This is a genomic window from Actinoplanes derwentensis (genome assembly GCF_900104725.1).
In the GTDB taxonomy this organism is placed as follows: Bacteria; Actinomycetota; Actinomycetes; order Mycobacteriales; family Micromonosporaceae; genus Actinoplanes; species Actinoplanes derwentensis.
The window spans coordinates 716,634-734,184 of the sequence record NZ_LT629758.1 but is presented as its reverse complement, the minus strand read 5'-3'; the positions used below and the strand labels follow the sequence as shown (position 1 = coordinate 734,184).

Here is a 17,551-nt window from a genome sequence, read left to right as displayed (position 1 = left end):
TGAGGTGCGCCCGGACGGGATACAGCGTCTGCCGCGTCAAGCCCTCATCCCGTTCCGAAGAAGGAGCCCTCGGCCTCCTCATCGTCGATCTCGAACGGCGGTTCGAGGCGTGCGACCAGGGCGTCGTATTCGGTGACCGGGATGAGTGCCCAATGTGGCGCTTCCGGCCCTTCCGTGATCATTCTGGTGTACCCGCAGAACATCATGGCTCCGCCCGGCTCGTACGCGATGATCTCCACGGCCCGGCCCGGGTGGTCCTCGCGGATCCGCTCCAGGAGCCTGGCCGTGTTCTTCTCGGTGTACCCCCCGTTGTCGGTCACCATCGCCAGCAGCTTGCCCGAGGCGAACTCCCACACCCGGAGCCGGTGCGGCGGCACCCACGGCGCCTGCGGACGCGGATCGCCGAAAGCCCAGTGGCGTTCATCGCGGACGAGTCGTCCGGGAAGATCCGTCGTCTCGGTCACCTGCGCCCCCTGTCGATCGATTAGGCTCAGTCTAATCTGTCGGGTGGATCTTCATCCGTGACCCGGACTTCACCGTCGGGGCCAGCCGGGTCCTCGACCTTTACGCCCGCATCCACCAGGGCATTCCACTCGGCGCGGACGAGTACGTGACCTCCAGCGACGAGAAGACCGGCATCCGGGCCCGCTGCCGCTGCCATCCCACCCTGGCACCCGGTGTCGCCCGCATGATGCGGGGTCAACCACGAATACCAGCGGGGCGGCGCTCTGGCGCATCTGGCCTGATCCACACCCCGGTCCACGCATGGAGCAGATCCCCCGGCAACCCGGCGGCTGCGACCACCAGGCTGCCGCAACAGGCCCTGGCCGCATGACCCCCGAAGGATTTACGGCTCGGACCACTTAGCCATCATCCTCGACGTCATCGTGGCGTCCGACGTTCGCGGGGCGGGCGTTGGCTCGACGATCATGGACGCGGCACTCGCGCATCCATGGGTCGCAGACGTCAGGAGCGTCGAGCTGGTGTGTCAGCCGGATCTGATCCCGTTCTATCGCCGGTGGGGCTTCACGGATCAGGTCGGACAGTCTCGGCTCATGCGCAAAACCGCCGACCCATCGCTCACTGGTGAGGCCTGATCTAACAAACCGCACGGGATTCGGCAGATCCGCGTACCGGGTCTAGGAGGGGTCACCTCCGCGATGCCGCGTTCGGATCGGCATCACTGTGATGGCGATACGAACGGCGGAGAGGGACCTCTACAGCCCAATATTGGCGCTAGCTGCGGAAACAGGTTGCGAGACAGCCACTAAGGGATTAGGAACACCGCGCCGGGCGGGCCGCTCGTCGACTACCTCAGCAATCTGCCGGGCCAGAGGACGTCTGGACGTCTCCGGACGCGACCGCCCCCGTGACGGCGCGCCCGAGAGCTAGCCGCCGCCCTCGGAACCGGAGGCTGAGGCCTGGATCGACTTGTGCAGGGCCGGGCCGATCGGGCCGTTCAGGTCGGCGAGGTCCTGGAGGCGGCGTTTGCTGTCGCGCCGGGCCTTACGGTCGAGGACGATGTCCAGCTTCCCCGCCGCCACGATGGTCACCAACGCGCCGTCGGCCGGATCGACCCGGCCGACCGGCGCCCGTAAAGCCTCCCTGACCCGGCTGACGAGTTCTTTGCGAACGCGCGGGTTGCGGAGGGTCACCTTCGTCGCAGGAATCAAACCGACGATTTTGTACGATTCCAACCGGACCCAGCCGCCCTCCGCCAACTGCCGGCGAACTGTGGCGACAGTGGGTCGCTGTCGCTTGTCGATCCAGTGCTGCCACTTGCGCGGTTTCGACGCGGCGATCTCCTCGATCAGCCCGGCGAGCACCGGATCACCGAAAACCGGTCGACCGCCGACAGCCGACCGATCATTAGCCGGAGGTCTACTGCTCCCCGCCGGTCTGCCGCCGAGAGCCGGTTTGCCGCCCGCAGCCGGTCTGCCGCTGAGAGCCGATTTGCTGCCCGCAGCCGAATGGCCGCTTACCGCCGGTTTGCCGTTGAAAGGCGGCTTGCTGCTCACAGCCGGCTTGCCGTTCACGGCCGGGTGGCCCTCAGCGGTGGCCCGGCCAGTGATGGTGGCCCGGCCTCGTACGTCGGCGAGGTGGCCTTTGAGGTACAGGTCGGCGAGAGCGGCCGCCCGCACCATGGCGCCCAACTCGGTGAACACACCCACCCGGCCCTTTCCCGGGTCGTAAGCCAAGAGGTAAATGCGCTGGGCAAGGCTGCCGGGCACTGTCATCTCGATCCTCCTCGGGTTCGGGATAGGGCGGTTGAGGCATTTTCGAGATCGGGCGGACCGGAATCAGGATCGGACGGTCAGTACTCGGGATCGGACGGTGCGGGATCGGACGGTGCGGGATCGGACGGTGCGGGATCGGACGGTGCGGGATCGGACGGCGGATCAGGCGGTGCGGGATCAGGCACCGCAGGATCGGGTGCGAACGGCTCGAGATTGGGATCGGGCTGATCGGGATCGGGATCGGGATCGGGATCGGGATCGGGATCGGCTGGGGGGCGGCCGGGGCCTCGCATCCGGCCGACGCTGCCGGGGAGGCGGGCGGCGTCGGCTAGGGCTTTGCGCAGCAGGTACTCGATTTGGGCGTTTGTGCTGCGTAGCTCGTCGCCGGCCCACCGTGCCAGGGCGTCGTGCACGGCGGGATCCAGCCGGAGTAGGAGCTTCTTCCGTTCGGTAGCCATCGGGCCTACGAGTACAGCGTGCCCGCGTTGACCACGGGCTGGGCGTCCCGGTCGCCGCAGAGGACGACCAGGAGGTTGCTGACCATCGCGGCCTTGCGCTCCTCGTCCAGGTCGACGATGTGGTTGTCGGCTAGTCGGGACAGTGCCATCTCCACCATGCCGACCGCGCCCTCGACGATCCGGGACCGGGCCGCGACGATCGCGTTCGCCTGCTGACGGCGGAGCATGGCGTGGGCGATCTCCGGCGCGTACGCCAAACGGGTCAGCCTCGACTCGACGATCTTCACACCGGCGGCGGCGACCCGCACCCCGATCTCCTCGGACAGCCGGGCGGTGATCTCGTCGGCGTTGTCCCGCAGCGACATCCGGTCGGTGTCGTGCGAATCGTAGGAGTAGCTGTTGGCGATGTGCCGCACGGCGGTCTCGGTCTGAATGGCGACGAACTCGATGAAGTCGTCGACCTCGAACACGGCCCGCGCGGTGTCCTCCACCTGCCACACCACGACCGAGGCGATCTCGATCGGGTTGCCGTCCGCGTCGTTGACCTTCAGCACGTCGGTCTCGTGGTTCCGGATCCGGGTCGAGACCCGGCGGCGGTTGGTGAGCGGGTTTACCCAGCGCAGCCCGTCGGTGCGGACCGTCCCGGTGTAACGCCCGAGCAACTGCAGAACCCGGGCCTCACCCGGCGCGACCGGAGTGAGCCCGGCCAGCACGATGAGGGCCGCCAGCCCGAACACGAAACTGACCCCGGTGAAACTGAGGATCGCCGCATCCCCTTGCTGCTGCAGCCCGACGATGAAACCACCGGCGCTGGCCAGCAGCACCGCCACGGCTCCACCGAGCACCGGCCAGCCCGAAACTCCCCGGGCGATGCGCTCACGAACCTGCGGTGCGGGCAGGTCCAGATAGTCCGACATATGAGCCTCCCTGATTGGCGATGGCTCAAGAATAGCAATGTGATATCACTTTTCCAAGAGGGGGGCCGTGGAGGCCGGAAAGTGGGAGGGCGGGGAGGCCGGAGGAGGTCCGGAAAGCGGATGAACGCCAGGGGAAGCGAGGGGCAACTCTTCAACGAGGCCACCACCTCGCCGGCACCGCCGGAGCCAAGGGCCGGGAAGGCGAGAGGCCTGCATCGGAGGTCTAATAGGCCCTTGACGAGCCGTGACACGGGGTTTCCAGCCGTCGCCGCAGTTCGGCAGCACGCTGACGCCAGTACAGACCTTGAGCCGTGAGCTCTCTGCATAGGCGGCGCCGTCGCGCTGCCACTGGGTGGTCTGCTCCATGACGCCTATCGTTCCCTACGGCAAGCACCGACCGTGGAGGAAGCAATGGGAACCGCAGCGCTTGCACTGCTCGCCATCCTCGACGCCGAATGCATCAACCTCGAACGACTGACTACCCGCCAGCCCTACGACGAAATGAAGGCGTTCCCTACCCCAGCCGGACTCTGATCGCCGAAGCGAGCCGCGTGATGCTCTACCGGTGTGGCGTCGGCGCACCGAGTGGCTCCTCCGGCGTGTGTGTCGATGATGCACGACGCGTGGTGACTGCCCGCCATCCCACCTGAATCGTGAGGGTGGCGACCAGAGCAATCCCGAACGCGGTACCGGTGCCGAGCGGCACGACCAACGTGGCCACCAGGAAGCAGAAGACTGAGAAGCCGAGAAGCCCGCGAGGAACACCGTGGGCCACTCGGACCGCGCTCGGATGGCCGAACTGTGCCAGCGCGAACGCGGCGACGACGCTGGTCGCGATCGGGAATGGCGCAAGCACGCCGGTCAGGCCTGGCCCGGCGGCGTCGGCCGCAGTGGTCACGGTCCACACCAGCACGGCCGTCGCCGCGGCCCGAGCGGGCAGGTCCCACCACGGCCAGTCGATGCGGTTCGCGTTACCGACGGTGTCGGCGGGCAGCAGCCGAGTCACGATCCACGCCGCTACGAGGACCACCAGAAGGCCCCACCCAGGTCCGAGCGGTATCTGTGCGAGAGCGAGATCCAGCAGCAGGCAGGACGCCCAGGAAATCAGCACCGTGGGCACCCAGCCGAACCACCGCGACAACCACGCGAAGATCAGAGCGAACCACGCCAACGTCACCAGACCCAGCAGAGCGGCGCCCGCCGCCTGGGATCCGAAGTCGGTCCCTTGCTCCAGGCAGGTGATCAGCAGGATCGGCCCGGCAACGATCGGCAGGGCCACCAGCGTGCCCGACACCTGCTGCCCCCACCGTCGTCCAGCCAGGGAGGCCGCGACCACCAACGCCGGAGCCAGCAGCAGCTTGAGGATGATCGTCACGGCCGCATCCTAAGGACTGTGAATGACGACCGCCCTTTGCTTCCCGTGCCGCAGGAAGCTGTGAGGCCCGAAGCGGTGGCAATACGAGGCGAGCAAATGCGAGAGGAGCGCCTCCAGAAGCACTCGACATCGCTGTGGATGTGGAGGCACTCTACTCGGTCGGAAGCGCGCATCGGTCGAGCGCCCGCCATCGTGGCCCCCACCTTGCGAGGTGGGGGCCACGATGGGGCGTCGGCTCAGGCTCGGGGGACCTTGATCGTCAGAGGGATGGAGTCGGTGTAGACGACCTCGCCCAGAGCGGTGACTCTGGCCAGCGCCCACCAAGCGCTGTCCGGGCGGGCCGTGGGGGCTGCTCGGACGGTGAACTCAACGGTGGTGGATGCTCCCGGCGGTAGGTCGTAGCCCTGGATCCATGGCTGGACGGACAGTTCGTCGCCGATGTCACCCCAGGTGCCGAATGGGGACAGTAGCTGGACCTCGCCTCGTAGTGGGCCCTTGCCGGGGTTTTGCAGGGTCAGCTTCAGGACGTCGGAGTCGCCGGGGGCTACCGCCAGGGCGGACGGGGACAGGTCGGCCAGGATCTCTACGGGGGACAGTGTCACCGCGTCTTCCAGGAGTTGACCGTACGGGTCCTGGATTCGGGCTACCAGGTGATGGCCGCCCTCGGCGGTGCCGGACAGTTCCAGGTCGAACTGCTGGTGATCGCCGGCTTTCAGGTCGTAGCGGTAGGGGCCGGCCGGGGTGACGGTCAGGCCCGGCGGGATGTCCAGGGTGACCTCGCCGGACGCGGCCTCGGTGCTGGTGCTCACCGTCAGGCGGGCGGACGGGCCGGAGGCGGAGATGTGCACCGTGACCGGCAAGCCGCCCAGCGGGGCGGGGCCCTTGTTGTGCATCCAGTAGCGGGTGAAGATCGGCTGGACCGGCTCCACCGAACGGACGACGGTGAGCACCGATCCGGGCCGGGACGCCACCGTGACGATGTCGGCCGGGTCGATGTCCACGATGACGTCACCGTCGTCAGCGGTCACGCCGTGGCTGTCCGCGGGCAGCGGCTCGGCGGCAAGAGCGGCAGACGGCGGCTCGCTGACAAGAACTGCGGATGGCGACTCGCCAGTACGAACCGATGACACGCCGTCATGGGCGGCAGAGGACGGGACGTCGCCCGGAGCAGCGGAGGACGACGCGCCGGGTAGGGCGTCGGATGCCGGACGGCCGGGCGGGGCGTCGGAGAGTGGAGGGCTGGGTGGCGCTGTCGGTAGGGGGGTGCCGAGGACGTTGGTTCGGGTTGGGGTGTGAAGGCCGCCGTGGAGGCGGATTCGGGCCTGGGTGTGGGTGCCGCTGGATTCGTACACCCGGGTGGTGATCTTGTCGCCTTGGGGTTTCAGTGCGGCCAGCACCACCGAGGGTGGCGACACCTCGCCCAGGGACGCTGATGAGGGCAGGGTGCCGGGGGTCGCGGGGACCGCAGTGGCCAGCAGTGGGTGGTTGGTCTCCTGGCCGGCCTGGACGAAACCGGCGCGGCGCCAGTCGCCCTCGCCCGCCACCAGGCTGTAACGGAACGTGTGGGTCCAATGTTGCAGCTGGAAGCCGGAGCCGTCGGGGACGGTTCGGCGGGGGCCGTCGATCCAGACGCCGCTGGGCCAGCCGGTGCAGGCGCGCATCAGGTTCAGGTAGAGCGATCCGTCGCGGCTGATCACAAAACCGGGCGTGCCCTGGTTCACCAGTGCTACCGAAAAATCGGAGAAATCAGATTCGAAGCTTTGCGGTACGTCGATGACGGCGTCGTCCAGGTCCGTGATCAACGACTGCGCTGAGCCGACGATCAGGACCGGCAGGTCCCGTGGGCCGCGAAGGTCCGTCTCCGAGGCGGCGGGCAGTGCGGGCACGAACACCAGGCCGTCAGCGGCGAGCGCCGAAACGTAGGAGTCTCCGGCCGAGGCTAGTACCGCATCCGCGAACGAGTTGCCGCCGATCACGATGCGCACATCGGGCAGGTTGGAGTCGGCGTCGAGCGAACCGTATCGCTGGCCGTCCGGCACCGTGGCCGTCGACGTGACACCCTGCTGGACCAGTGCGACCACCACGTCCCGCAGATCTCCGTCGCCGATCACCTCGGCTACCCCGATGGCTACCTGGGCGCCGCCGTCGAAACGGAGCCGGGCGGTGGACGACAGGCCGGCCCAGGTGTGTGCGGGGTTGTCCAGGGTCCACAGGTTCTCGGCGGTGTCCAGTTCGGGGTAGCCGAAGGACCGGCCGATGGCCGCGAAGCCCACCTCCGACACGGGCAGGGCGCCGGGCAGGTCGAGGTCGAACCGTACGCGGAGCAGACGGTCCTGGCCGATCGACCCGTCCACGTGTGTACGGAACTCGACTCGTGTTGATCCGTGGAACAACACGACTTCACGGGTGATCGTCAACTCGTCAATATGAGCAACGCTGATCAACCTGCTGCCGACGGCGCTGTGCTCAACATGGACGGTGGCGGAATCAGCATTGACGCCCGGGCCCTTGGGCAGCAGGTGCCAGGGGCCCTCGCCCCAGTACGGGTGGTCGGCATACTCCTCCTGGAGCACCATCTGCCCGCCGAGCCCGCCGTCACGCAGCAGCTCACGGCCGCTGCGCAGATCGACGATGCTGGTCAGGGCGCCCCCGCGAGCGGGATCCGCCCGTACCCGGAAGTGCTCGTTGGCGATCACCGGCTCGCCGGAAGCCGGAAGCCATCCGGTGACCGGCGCGGCGCCGCCCGCCGTGGCGTGCCAGACCTGGTAACCCAGGGACGGCACCGCCTGGGCAAGAGCCGACAGACTGACCGAGGCGAGGCTGCCGTCGGGATGCGACGTGAACGCCTCGACGACGGCCGGGACACCGAGAGAGACGGGCGGCCCGCCGAGGGAGACGTCCGGCAGACCATGAGCGAGGTCCGGCGCGCTGAGGGAGATTGCCGACGGTCCCGGGGACGGGAAGTCCAGGTTCAGGCGCACTACACCGCCGCGGTCCCAGGACAGGCTGTTGGCTACCAGCACGGCCTGGCCGTCGCCGCTGGTGTCGGCGGCGGCAGCGAGACCGGTGACGGCGGCTTGGCGGGAGGTGGTGCCCAGTTCGTAGGCCTCGCGCCAGCCGGCTAGGAGGTCGAGGTAGACCTGATCGGACTCGGTCCCGGTGACGGCGTCGTGGTGTGCCCCGTAGGCGAGCAGCTTCCAGGCCTTGTCGAGCGCTACCGCCGGATAGCCGGTGCCGAGGAGTCCGGCGAGGGTGCCCAGGCGTTCGGCGTCCAAGACGATCGTCTCGATGGCCCGCTGTGCCTGCTTGGTGTCGATGTAGGAGACATCCTTGCCGGTGTAGACCGGGTTCATGTCCCGGGTCTGCGGCGAGAAACCGGCCGATCCGGCCGGACCAGACGAGGCCGCCGGGCCAGACGAGACGGCTGAACTGAAGGCGACAGGCGAGGCGGAGACGGAAGACGTGGGCGAGGTGGAAGAGGTGGAGCGGCTGAGCGGGATGGCTGCGACGGTTCGGGACATGTCGGTGCGGACCGCGTTGAAGAAGTCTCGGGGCAGGCCCATCTGGAAGCGGGGCCACACGTAGCGCTTGGGCCATTCGCGGTGGATCTCGGTGCACCACTTGGACGGGATGTTGTGGTCGTGGCCCACCGGCAGCATCACGTTGCGGGTGGCGGCTACCTTTCGCAGCTCGCGGTACTGGTTGTAAGCCTCGGCCAGCGCCTCTTCCAGGGTCTCCTTGCGTTCCACGTCCCACCCGGCCACGTAGTGGTTGGCCATGTAGGACGTCAGCAATCCGCGCCCGGACGGTGAGATCCACTCGAATTCGCTGGGGAACTGCATCCGTTCCATGTCGCCGGTGTGCCGGCGTGGCCCGATGTGGTGGAACGGCCCGCGGGCCCAGGAGCCGGAGGTCAGCCCGGCGTCGGCCATCAAGCCGGGGAACGCCGGGTCGTGCCCGAACACGTCGAGCATCCACGCCGACTGCGGGTCGCCGCCCAGTACGTCGCGCTGGTATTCCACGCCCAGGGCGGTGTTGCGGATCGTCGACTCGGGGTGGGTGAGGTTGGTGTTGGGTTCGTTGTACATGCCGCCGACCAGCTCGACCCGGCCCTCACGCAGCATCCGGCGCAGGTCGTCGCGGTCTTCGGGGTAGACGTCCCAGTACGGTTTCAGGTAGTCGATCTCGGCGAGGACGAAGCGGTAGTCGTCGTCGAGGCGGGCCGCGTCGATGTGGATGCGGACCAGGTCGAAGGCGGTACGTACGAACGCGGGGCGCAGTTTGTCGGCCTTCGGCACGTCGGGCAGTTGCTGCCACACTTCGGTGAAGCCGCGCTGGGTGTTCCACCACACCGGGTCGTAGTGGAAGTGCGACACCATCCACATGGTCCAGCCGGTGTCGGCGGCCCGGATCTGCCCGTCGAGCACGGCCTCCCCGGCGACCGCGGTGACCCGGTGGAGTGAGCCGGCGGTCGCGGGGGCGGCCACGCGCACGCCGACTTCCACGGTCACCTCGTCACCGGCGGCAAGGGCGGAGATCAACACCGGTTCGGGGGTACGGACGGTGGGGCCCTCGACGCGTACCAGCAACGGGCTTGTCGCCGAGTCGGCGGCGACGGTGACCCGGACGACCTGCCGGGGTGCCGCCTCCGTCCCGAGGAACAGATCGGTGCCTTCGATCGCGGTGATCCGCATTGGTTCAGTTGCCTTCCAGAGCCGAGGACGACGGGGCCGAGGACGAGAGGGTCGAGGACGCGGGTGTCCACGTGAACGGTGTAGCTCGCGCCCAGTCCGCGCCGAGCTCGCTGTACAGACTGCCCCCGGCCGCGGCCCGCCGGGTCAGATCGATCAGATCGACGAGGTCTTCCTGCGCCACCGGCAGCGGGTCGGGGCTGTGCCGGACCGCTTCGACGACCTGGGTGAACGCCAGGCACCCGGCCAGCGGCACCAGCAGCTCGACGGACCGGTCGGCGAGGTGATCGAGGAGGTTCTCCAGCAGGTCGGTGCGGGTGTGCCGGGTGGCGCCCTCCGCACTGATCAGCAGGTCCTCGGTGTAGTGCAGTTCGACGCTGTCAAGGCTGCCGTGCACGGTGACGACCGGTTCGCTCTCCGGTTCCGCGCAGAGGGTCGCGGCCACCGTCACCGGAGTGCCCCGGGCGGTCAGGATCCGCACGCTCGCGGTGTCGTGCGACTCCGGCGCCCGGGTGCGGTAGGTGTCCAGCTCGACCCGGCGGACCGGATCTCCCCCACCGGAACCGTCGAGAACCAGGGCGATGGCGATCGCGTGCGCGAACGGGTTGGTGAGCGCCCCGTCGTTGACCTCCCGCCCGTCCAGGCGGCGGCGCCCGGCCCAGGCGGCCCGGTTCCAGTACGCCTCGCCGCGCCACCAGAGCCCGGTCGCCCCGATCCCCCGGATCTCGCCGAGGTCCCCGGCGGCGATGCGCCGCCGGAGTTCGGTGACCGCGCCCGAGCCGTTCGCCTGGAAACCGACCTGAACCGCCAGACCGGTCTCCCGCTGTACGGCCACCAGGTGCTCGAAGTCGGCCAGGGTCGGCGCGACCGGCTTCTCCAGCAGCACGTGCGCACCGGCCCGCAGCGCGGTCTCGGCGAGTTCGGTGTGCGTGTGCACGGGGGTGCAGATCACCACCACGTCGGGAGTGACCGTGCCGAGGAGAGTGCGCAGGTCGGGGGCCCAGGCGCCGTCCCCGGCGAGGGCCTGCTCCTCGAGACAGAGCGCGCGCGGGTCGGCGACGCCCACGAACCGGACCCGCCCGGCCGCGTGCAGCCGGGCGAGGTTCTCCAGGTGGCCGCGTCCGTGGCCGTGCGCCCCGGCCAACACCACCCGCGGGACACTGACGTCCCCGAGCGGGGCGGCCGGGGCTACCTGTGGATCGGTCATCTCCGGCTGACCCGGACCTGGACGGCGCTACGGGTGTAGACGGCCTCGGCCTGGAAGCCGGGCGCGGTGACGGTGGCGAATCGGCCGGTCACACGCTTGGCGTCGAGGACGGTGAACAGGCCGGGTTTGGCGGCGTCGACCACCAGGCCGCTGCCGGCACCGATGGCGACGGTCTTCGCCTGGATCCGGCCGGTGCGCAGGGTGCCGCCGCTGATCGCCAGGTCGCCGCAAGCCACCGCGGAACGCGACGCGACAAGCGTGCCGCCGAGCAGCCGCACTCCGCCCCGGAAGGTGTTCGCGCCGGTCAGCGTCAGGGTGCCGGTGCCGCGCAGCGTCAGGCCACCCGGGCCGGAGATGTCATTGCGCCAGGAGTCAGAGAGTCCGTCGATCGTGACGTCCACGTCGGTCTCGAACGTGCCGTAACCGTCGGCCGCCTTGAACAGGTCCAGGCGTCCCCACTGCTCCGGGCCGTCGAGCAGCGCGTATCCGGCGGGCAGGGCCGTGGATCGCAGGACGGCGCGGCGCTGGGCGGCGGTCAGGTACGGCTGGCGGGTCTCCAGCAGCACTTCGGCGCCCTTCGGCACGGTCAGCGGCTTGTCCGGGCCGGTGCGCGGGAGGATGTAGGTGAGCCGCGGGAGGATCGACTTGCGGTTGGCGGCCCGGTCGGCGTACCCATCAGCCGGGTCCGGGGAAGTGGCGGTGAGGAATGCCGCGGCCTGGGCCCGGGCTGCCGCCTTGAGTCCCGCGTTGGCCGGGTCGTTCAAGATCGCGGCAGCGAGCGCGGTGGCCAGGATCCGGCCGCTGACCACGTCCAGCGGCGAGTGCATGCCGGCCGTGATCCGGGTGTCGGCCAGGTCGAACGCCGTGGTCAGCAGTTCCTGGTAGCGCTCCGGGAAGGCGTAGGCGAACGACAGCGCGGCCAGGAACAGCGCGTTGGTGTGGCCGCTGGGGAAACCGCCGTCGTCAGCCGGGGTGAGACCGCGCTGGCGCAGCAGTTGCGGCACCACGACGACCTTGGACTGGTAGACCGGGTAGCCGAACTCGTCGACGGCGCCGGTGTCGACGACCGTGCTGTCGGTGGTCATCCGCCAGGGGCGCGGGTATTGGACGGCGAACTTGCTCGGGTTGGACGACGACCAGTTGCCGCGGACCGTGTTGACCAGGGTGACGATCTGCCCGAGCGACGAGGTCGGCGAGCCGGCGCCGTTGGTGGAGCCGGCCGGGGCCCCCGCCGGGACGAAGTCGCTGACCGTGGTGGCCGGCGTGGTGGCGGGAGCCTCGGTGATACCGGTGACCGCGAGGGCGGCGGTCCGGTAGGCGGCGGCCCACGGGCCGAGACCGGCGATCACTGCGTAACTCTGGTGCTGGCGGTCGACGACGAACGCCCGGGCGCCCTCGGCGGCGGTCCGGGAGGCGGTGCGGGTCTCACAGAAGCGCACGTTGGCGCGGAGCACTGCCTGGTTCAGGGCGGTGCCGTTGTTCCAGGCGGTGCCGGTCTGCCAGTAGGCGCCGATGCCGGACAGGATGCGTACGGCGGCGTTGGTCTCGCTGGTCAGGTTGGTGGTGAGGTTCGACTGGTAGTCGTCGACGAAGGCGGGAAGCGCGGCGGCGACGGCGGCCCGGCTCAGCCAGGGGGCGGCGAAACCGGCGGCGGTGACGGTGAGAAGGGTACGGCGACTCAACGGCATGGGGGGGGTCCTCAGTCTTTAAGGCCGGCGTTCATGTCCGCACTCATCACGTACTTCTGGAAGATCAGATAGATCGCGACGAGGGGGATCATGGACATCACGGAGGCACCGAGCAGGACTGACCAGTTGATGTTCTGCGCGCCGATGATGCTGGCGACGCCGATCTGGAGGGTGAACTGGTTCGGGTCGTTGAGGATGATCAACGGCCAGAGGTAGTCGTTCCAGCGCCACTGGAACGAGAAGATCGCCAGGGTCATGATGATCGGCTTGGCCAGCGGCAGCATGATCCGGATGAAGGTGGAGATCTCACCGGAGCCGTCGATACGGGCGGCCTCGAGGAGGTCGTTCGGCACCGTCACGAAGAACTGGCGGAACATGAACGTGCCGGTCGCGGTGATGACCGCGGGGACGATCACGCCGGCCAGGTTGTTGTACAGACCGAGGTCCCGGACCACCACGAAGAGCGGCGCGAGGATGGTCTCACCGGGCAGCATGGTGGTGGCGAGGATGCAGACCGCGAAGATCTTCAGCCACCAGCTCTGGTACTTGGCCAGGGCATAACCGGCGGCGGCGCTCGCCACGACGGTGAGCAGGGTGGCGCCGACCGCCACGATCAAGGTGTTCACGAAGTAGCCGGTGAAGTCGAACTTCGTCAAGGCCTCTGAGTAGCCGTCCAGGGTGAACCGGCTCGGGAAGAACGTCAGCGGATAGGAGAACAACTCGCCGGCCGGCTTGAACGAGCTCATCACGAACCAGAGCGTCGGGAAGCCGTAGACCACTACCAGCAGCCAGAGCACCGCACTGGAGCTGATCTTGCGAGCGAGGTCACCCGTACGGCTGCCGGGCTTTTTGTTGTTGCCCTGCTTAGGTGAGCGCAGTGCCGGGGGCATGTCAGCTCTCCTTCTTGCGGTTGGCCAGCAGCTGGACGAGGGCGACGATCATCAGGATCAGCAGCAGTACGAACGACGCCGCGCTGGCGTAGCCGATCTGTGCCTTCCGGAATCCGGTCTGGTAGATGTACTGGACGATCAGGTTGTTGGCGGTGCCCGGCCCGCCCGCGTTGACCGCGACGATCAGGCTGTACTCCTTCATCGCGTGCAGCGTGCTGAGCAGCACCACGATGAACGTGGTCGGCGCGATGGCCGGCAGGGTGATCGACCGGAACTTCTGCCAGGCGCCGGCACCGTCCAGGTCGGCCGCCTCGTAGTACGAGACCGGCACGTTCTTCAGCGCGGCGACGAACAGCAGCATGTTGAACGCGGTGCTGCCCCAGGTCGCGGCGATGATCACCACCATCAGCGAGAGATCGGCGTTGGACTGCCACGGAACCGGGTCGAAGCCCAGCTCGGTGATGATGAAGTTGACCAGACCGAAGTTCTCGCCGAACAGCCAGCGCCAGATGACACCGGCGATGATCGGGGAGATCAGCCAGGGCAGGAAGAACACCGTCCGGGCGATCCCCTTGCCCTTGGTGTACGGGCTGACCAGCAGGTATGCCGTGCCGAGAGCGGCAACGACGCTGAGCGGGACGACGGTGGCGGTGTAGATCACGCTGCGCCACAAGGCCGCCCAGAACGCCGGGTCGTCCATCAGGCGGGTGTAGTTGTCCACGCCGACGAACTGAGCGTCACCGATGCCGGTGTAGCTGGTGAACGAGTAGCCCAGGCCGATCACCGCGGGCCAGACGAAGAACAGGCAGAACAGGATCAGGTTGACAATGATGAAGAGCAGAGGTGCCCCGACGTAGCTGTTCAGCTTCCGCCGCTTCCGGGGCTGGGCCACCGCGGTGTCGACCATGGTGCACTCTCTTTCCTGCGGATGCGGCCCACCCCGCGGGGTGGGCCGCACGCCATGGTCGGTCAGTTGAGCTGCACGTTCCAGCCGTCGACGATGTTCTTCACGGTGGTGTTGACGTCCTGCTCACCGTTGATGAACTTGGCCATCTCGACCTTGGTGGGGTCCTCGGCGGCGGGCTTGCCGGCCAGCAGGAGCTTGGTCTGGTTCGCCTGGCCGGAGGCCGAGATCGGGTCGGCCAGCGCGATCTCCTTGTTGTAGAGGGCGAAGGCGTCCAGCGCGGCCTGCTTCTCGAACGGGTACTTCAGGTCCAGGCCCTGCTCGATCGGCAGGTAGCCGTTGCTCTGCGCGAGCTTGGTGTAGTTGGCCGGCTGGAAGAGGAAGTCGACCCACTTCTTGGCGGCCTCGGCCTTGTCACCGTTGAACGCGGTCACCAGGCCACCGAGGTTGATGTCGGTGGCGTGCACCGGCTGGGCCGGGGTCGGGGCGCTGACCCAGTCGAAGTCGGTGATGCCGTCGGCGAAGTCGGCGACCTGCCAGACGCCGGAGTAGTACGCGACGACCTGGCCGCTCTTGAACAGGGCGCTCGGGTCGGCGCCGGAGGTCCACACCGACTTCGGCATGACCTTGTCATCGTTGATCTTGGCGAAGTCGGTCAGCGCCGAGACGGTGGTGGCGTCCGGGGTGGCGTACTTGTTGTCCGCGTCGAGCTGGAAGCCCTTGCCGCCGCGGGTGTAGATCCAGGAGCGGATGCGGGCCGGCGAGTTGTCGTAGACCAGCTCGTACTTCGCGCTGGTGGCGGCCTTCACCTTGGCGGTGGCGGCGAGGAACTCGTCCCAGGTCCAGGTGCTGGCCGGGTCGGTGGGGTAGGTGACCTTCGCCTTGTCGAACAGGCTCTTGTTGATGTAGAGCCCGGCGGCAGTGACGTCCGAGGGGATCGCCAGGACCTTGCTGTCCTGGACGACGATGAAGTCCTTGTTGATCTTGTTCGCTTCGGCGTTCGCGATCGACGAGAGGTCCTGCACCTGGTTGACCCAGAGCGGGTCGAGGGCCGGGACGCTGGCGGTGTCCGGCAGGGCGTCCGCCTGGGCGGCCTGCTTCAGCTTGTCCTTGTACCCGTCGTTCGGGATGTTGACGATCTCGACCTTGATGCCCTCTTTGGCCTCGAACTCGGCGGCCAGGTCGGCGTAGCCCTTGTCCTGGGCGTTGGTCGAGTACCAGAAGGTGATGCTCTTGACGTCGCCGTCCCCGCCGTCGGAGCCGGAACCGCAGGCGCTGAGCGCCAGAGTGGCGACGACACCCACTGCGAGTGTGCTGAGCCGGCCCTTCCGGGCGAATGCCGAAATGCCCATGACTATCTCCTCGATGAAATGTCTTCCCGTGGCGGGAGACGTTAGAGGAAAGCGCTTACCTCGTCAACGACCAGTGGTTTCACAGCTTAGGTGTTATCGACTTGTGCCCCATTTTCGACAGCACTAGTCGGCATGTTTCCTAATTGACGGAGGCAGCGATCCGCAGGCGTAGCCGGGACGGGGCTTTTCCGGTCACGTAGAGGCGAACTCCACCGATCGCATCGGTGCCGCCGAGAAACTCGTACTCCTCCCCCGGGTGATAGCCCGGAGCAGCCTCCGCAGGCGTCTCCGGGGACTCGAACACGGTGACGCTCAGTGCGTCACCCGCCACCCGGTAGGTGGCCGTGCCCGACTCCAGTTGCCACCGGTCGTCACCGAGCGCCGCCGCGCCGGACATGGTCCCGCCCGGGCGGAACGCCAGTTCCAGAGACCAGTCCACCACGGCTCCGGACACGTCCACGTCCAGATCGGCACCGGTCTCGGTCAGCGTCACCCGGATCCCGGTGGTCAGCGTGACCCGGTCACTGGCTCGCTGGGCGAAGTCCATGGCGGCACTGAAGCGCCCGTCGTCACCGACGGTATATCGGCCCTGATCATCACGGTCGGTGACGGAAAGGGGCTGGTAGTAGCCCGCCGACACGGCCTCGCCCAGGACCGCGGTGTCGCCGTCCACGGTCAGGCCGGCGGACCGGAACGGGCCCAGGCCGAAGAACGTCCGCGACAACCGGGCGCTGTCCAGGACCGCGCGGCCGGCGTACAGGCGCAGGAAGGTCGGTGAGTTGGCCAGCCCGGACCGGATCCGCTGGTGCCGGGCGTGATCGGAACCGCCGAACACCACCGCGGTACGGGCCGGGCCGTGCGCCACCAGGGTGCCCGCGGCGGTGAAGTGCCGGCCTCGGACAGCCGGCGGAGCCTGCGGGGGCGGGAGTAGCCGCCCCACCTCCGGGGTCAGCAGCAGCGCGGTGGCGGCGGTGCCTGCCGATGCGATGCCCTGCTCCAGGGCGAGACCCGCGGCCCAGGCCAGGTCGCCGCGCCCGCGCCGCACGGCGAGCAGCCGCAACGGCAGCAGGTAGGGCTGCAGCGGCACCGGCCAGCGCTGGTCCTGACGGCGGGACAGCACCGTCTCCACGGTGCCGTCCGGCAGCAGCAGGTCGAGCGTGGCGGTCAGGTTCTGCTCCACCGCGGCGGCCAGATCCGGCCGGTCGAAGACGTCCGCGATGGTCAGCAGCGACGGGTTCGAGACGTGCGCGGCATAGTTGGGACTGCGCTCGGACCACAGGCCGTCCTCGATGTCGACGCCCTCGGCCAGCCACTGCTCCACCCGGGCGGCCAGCTCCGGCCGCGGGTCCAGACGGTGCAGCCGGGCCAGCGCGGCGGACAGCTCCCATCGGTGGTTCGGGGTGTGCACACCGCCCTTGACCAGTGCCGGTGTCATCGATTCCAGCAGGTCGGCGAGGTCTTCCTGCTGGTCGCCCAGCAGCTGGGCGGCGTCGGCCAGATCGTTGACGCTGAACGCGGAGTCCGGCGGTGAGTCGACGTTGTCGCCACCGCGGAACAGTCCGCTGGGGTTCTGCAGCCCGCGCAGCAGCCCGATCAGCTCCCGCGCGGGCACGAGCAAGGCCGGATCGCCGGTCAGGCGCCAGCCGGCGGCCAGCGTTTTGACCCGCTCGGCGAGCCGGCGGTGCTGCATCTGGCGCCACCGGCCGGCGTCCTCACCGAGAATCCCGTCGACCTCCCGGTCCAGAGCGGTACGGACACGGGTATGGAAGACAGGATCCGGATCGGTCAAGTCAGGCTCTTTCCTAATGACGTTGATAAACGGGATGCCGCAT

The 17,551-nt window shown here is 68.5% G+C and carries 14 protein-coding genes; 2 read left to right on the top strand and 12 right to left on the bottom strand.

Annotated elements, in window-relative coordinates:
* Positions 1 to 44: 44 nt before the first annotated feature.
* Entirely contained in the window at positions 45 to 464 is a 420-nt protein-coding gene (locus BLU81_RS03160) for a hypothetical protein (RefSeq protein ID WP_092541416.1), read from the bottom strand.
* Between the two features lie 330 nt (positions 465 to 794).
* Between BLU81_RS03160 and BLU81_RS51910 the strand changes: the two genes are divergently transcribed.
* Complete coding sequence (locus BLU81_RS51910; protein WP_092541414.1) at positions 795 to 1,097, top strand: GNAT family N-acetyltransferase; 303 nt, start codon at positions 795 to 797, stop codon at positions 1,095 to 1,097.
* 291 nt (positions 1,098 to 1,388) lie between these two features.
* Here BLU81_RS51910 and BLU81_RS03145 read toward each other — a convergent pair whose 3' ends face one another.
* The 3 genes from BLU81_RS03145 to BLU81_RS03135 form a co-directional block, all read right to left on the bottom strand.
* Positions 1,389 to 2,237 carry a GOLPH3/VPS74 family protein gene (locus BLU81_RS03145; RefSeq protein ID WP_092541412.1) on the bottom strand — a complete coding sequence of 283 codons (849 nt, stop codon included), beginning with the start codon at positions 2,235 to 2,237 and terminating at the stop codon, positions 1,389 to 1,391.
* A gap of 77 nt (positions 2,238 to 2,314) precedes the next feature.
* Positions 2,315 to 2,650: a hypothetical protein gene (locus BLU81_RS50210; RefSeq protein WP_172890468.1), complete on the bottom strand. Its 336-nt coding sequence runs from the start codon at positions 2,648 to 2,650 to the stop codon at positions 2,315 to 2,317.
* 50 nt (positions 2,651 to 2,700) lie between these two features.
* A complete protein-coding gene (locus tag BLU81_RS03135) occupies positions 2,701 to 3,612 on the bottom strand; it encodes an SPFH domain-containing protein (protein WP_092541410.1) in 912 nt (303 codons plus the stop codon).
* A 411-nt stretch (positions 3,613 to 4,023) separates the two neighbouring features.
* Between BLU81_RS03135 and BLU81_RS51400 the strand changes: the two genes are divergently transcribed.
* Positions 4,024 to 4,146 carry a hypothetical protein gene (locus BLU81_RS51400; protein ID WP_269460983.1) on the top strand — a complete coding sequence of 41 codons (123 nt, stop codon included), beginning with the start codon at positions 4,024 to 4,026 and terminating at the stop codon, positions 4,144 to 4,146.
* Between the two features lie 25 nt (positions 4,147 to 4,171).
* Here the strand turns inward: BLU81_RS51400 and BLU81_RS03130 are convergent, their stop codons facing one another.
* The 8 genes from BLU81_RS03130 to BLU81_RS03095 form a co-directional block, all read right to left on the bottom strand.
* Positions 4,172 to 4,987, bottom strand: a complete 816-nt coding sequence (locus tag BLU81_RS03130; RefSeq protein ID WP_197686109.1) for a hypothetical protein — start codon at positions 4,985 to 4,987, stop codon at positions 4,172 to 4,174.
* Positions 4,988 to 5,223: 236 nt separating this feature from the next.
* On the bottom strand, positions 5,224 to 9,681 hold the full coding sequence (locus tag BLU81_RS03125; protein ID WP_092541408.1) for a glycoside hydrolase family 38 N-terminal domain-containing protein: 4,458 nt from the start codon (positions 9,679 to 9,681) through the stop codon (positions 5,224 to 5,226).
* 4 nt (positions 9,682 to 9,685) lie between these two features.
* A complete protein-coding gene (locus tag BLU81_RS03120) occupies positions 9,686 to 10,885 on the bottom strand; it encodes a Gfo/Idh/MocA family protein (protein WP_092541406.1) in 1,200 nt (399 codons plus the stop codon).
* Positions 10,882 to 12,573, bottom strand: a complete 1,692-nt coding sequence (locus BLU81_RS03115; RefSeq protein WP_092541404.1) for a phosphatase PAP2 family protein — start codon at positions 12,571 to 12,573, stop codon at positions 10,882 to 10,884. The genes BLU81_RS03120 and BLU81_RS03115 overlap by 4 nt, the downstream gene beginning before the upstream one ends.
* 11 nt (positions 12,574 to 12,584) lie before the next feature.
* On the bottom strand, positions 12,585 to 13,463 hold the full coding sequence (locus BLU81_RS03110; RefSeq protein ID WP_092541402.1) for a carbohydrate ABC transporter permease: 879 nt from the start codon (positions 13,461 to 13,463) through the stop codon (positions 12,585 to 12,587).
* 1 nt (position 13,464) lies between these two features.
* On the bottom strand, positions 13,465 to 14,370 hold the full coding sequence (locus BLU81_RS03105; RefSeq protein WP_092541400.1) for a carbohydrate ABC transporter permease: 906 nt from the start codon (positions 14,368 to 14,370) through the stop codon (positions 13,465 to 13,467).
* A 62-nt stretch (positions 14,371 to 14,432) separates the two neighbouring features.
* Positions 14,433 to 15,719, bottom strand: a complete 1,287-nt coding sequence (locus BLU81_RS03100) for an ABC transporter substrate-binding protein (protein ID WP_092541398.1) — start codon at positions 15,717 to 15,719, stop codon at positions 14,433 to 14,435.
* Positions 15,720 to 15,858: 139 nt separating this feature from the next.
* Positions 15,859 to 17,508 carry a hypothetical protein gene (locus BLU81_RS03095; RefSeq protein ID WP_092541396.1) on the bottom strand — a complete coding sequence of 550 codons (1,650 nt, stop codon included), beginning with the start codon at positions 17,506 to 17,508 and terminating at the stop codon, positions 15,859 to 15,861.
* Positions 17,509 to 17,551: the final 43 nt, after the last annotated feature.

Excerpts from the sequence above, each read along its gene's own strand:
- BLU81_RS03100 (WP_092541398.1), bottom strand. The coding sequence starts at position 15,719 with ATGGGCATTTCGGCATTCGCCCGGAAGGGCCGGCTCAGCACACTCGCA.
- BLU81_RS03110 (WP_092541402.1), bottom strand. The coding sequence starts at position 13,463 with ATGCCCCCGGCACTGCGCTCACCTAAGCAGGGCAACAACAAAAAGCCC.
- BLU81_RS03115 (WP_092541404.1), bottom strand. The coding sequence starts at position 12,573 with ATGCCGTTGAGTCGCCGTACCCTTCTCACCGTCACCGCCGCCGGTTTC.
- BLU81_RS03105 (WP_092541400.1), bottom strand. The coding sequence starts at position 14,370 with ATGGTCGACACCGCGGTGGCCCAGCCCCGGAAGCGGCGGAAGCTGAAC.
- BLU81_RS03135 (WP_092541410.1), bottom strand. The coding sequence starts at position 3,612 with ATGTCGGACTATCTGGACCTGCCCGCACCGCAGGTTCGTGAGCGCATC.
- BLU81_RS03145 (WP_092541412.1), bottom strand. The coding sequence starts at position 2,237 with ATGACAGTGCCCGGCAGCCTTGCCCAGCGCATTTACCTCTTGGCTTAC.
- BLU81_RS03125 (WP_092541408.1), bottom strand. The coding sequence starts at position 9,681 with ATGCGGATCACCGCGATCGAAGGCACCGATCTGTTCCTCGGGACGGAG.
- BLU81_RS03120 (WP_092541406.1), bottom strand. The coding sequence starts at position 10,885 with ATGACCGATCCACAGGTAGCCCCGGCCGCCCCGCTCGGGGACGTCAGT.
- BLU81_RS51400 (WP_269460983.1), top strand. The coding sequence starts at position 4,024 with ATGGGAACCGCAGCGCTTGCACTGCTCGCCATCCTCGACGCCGAATGC.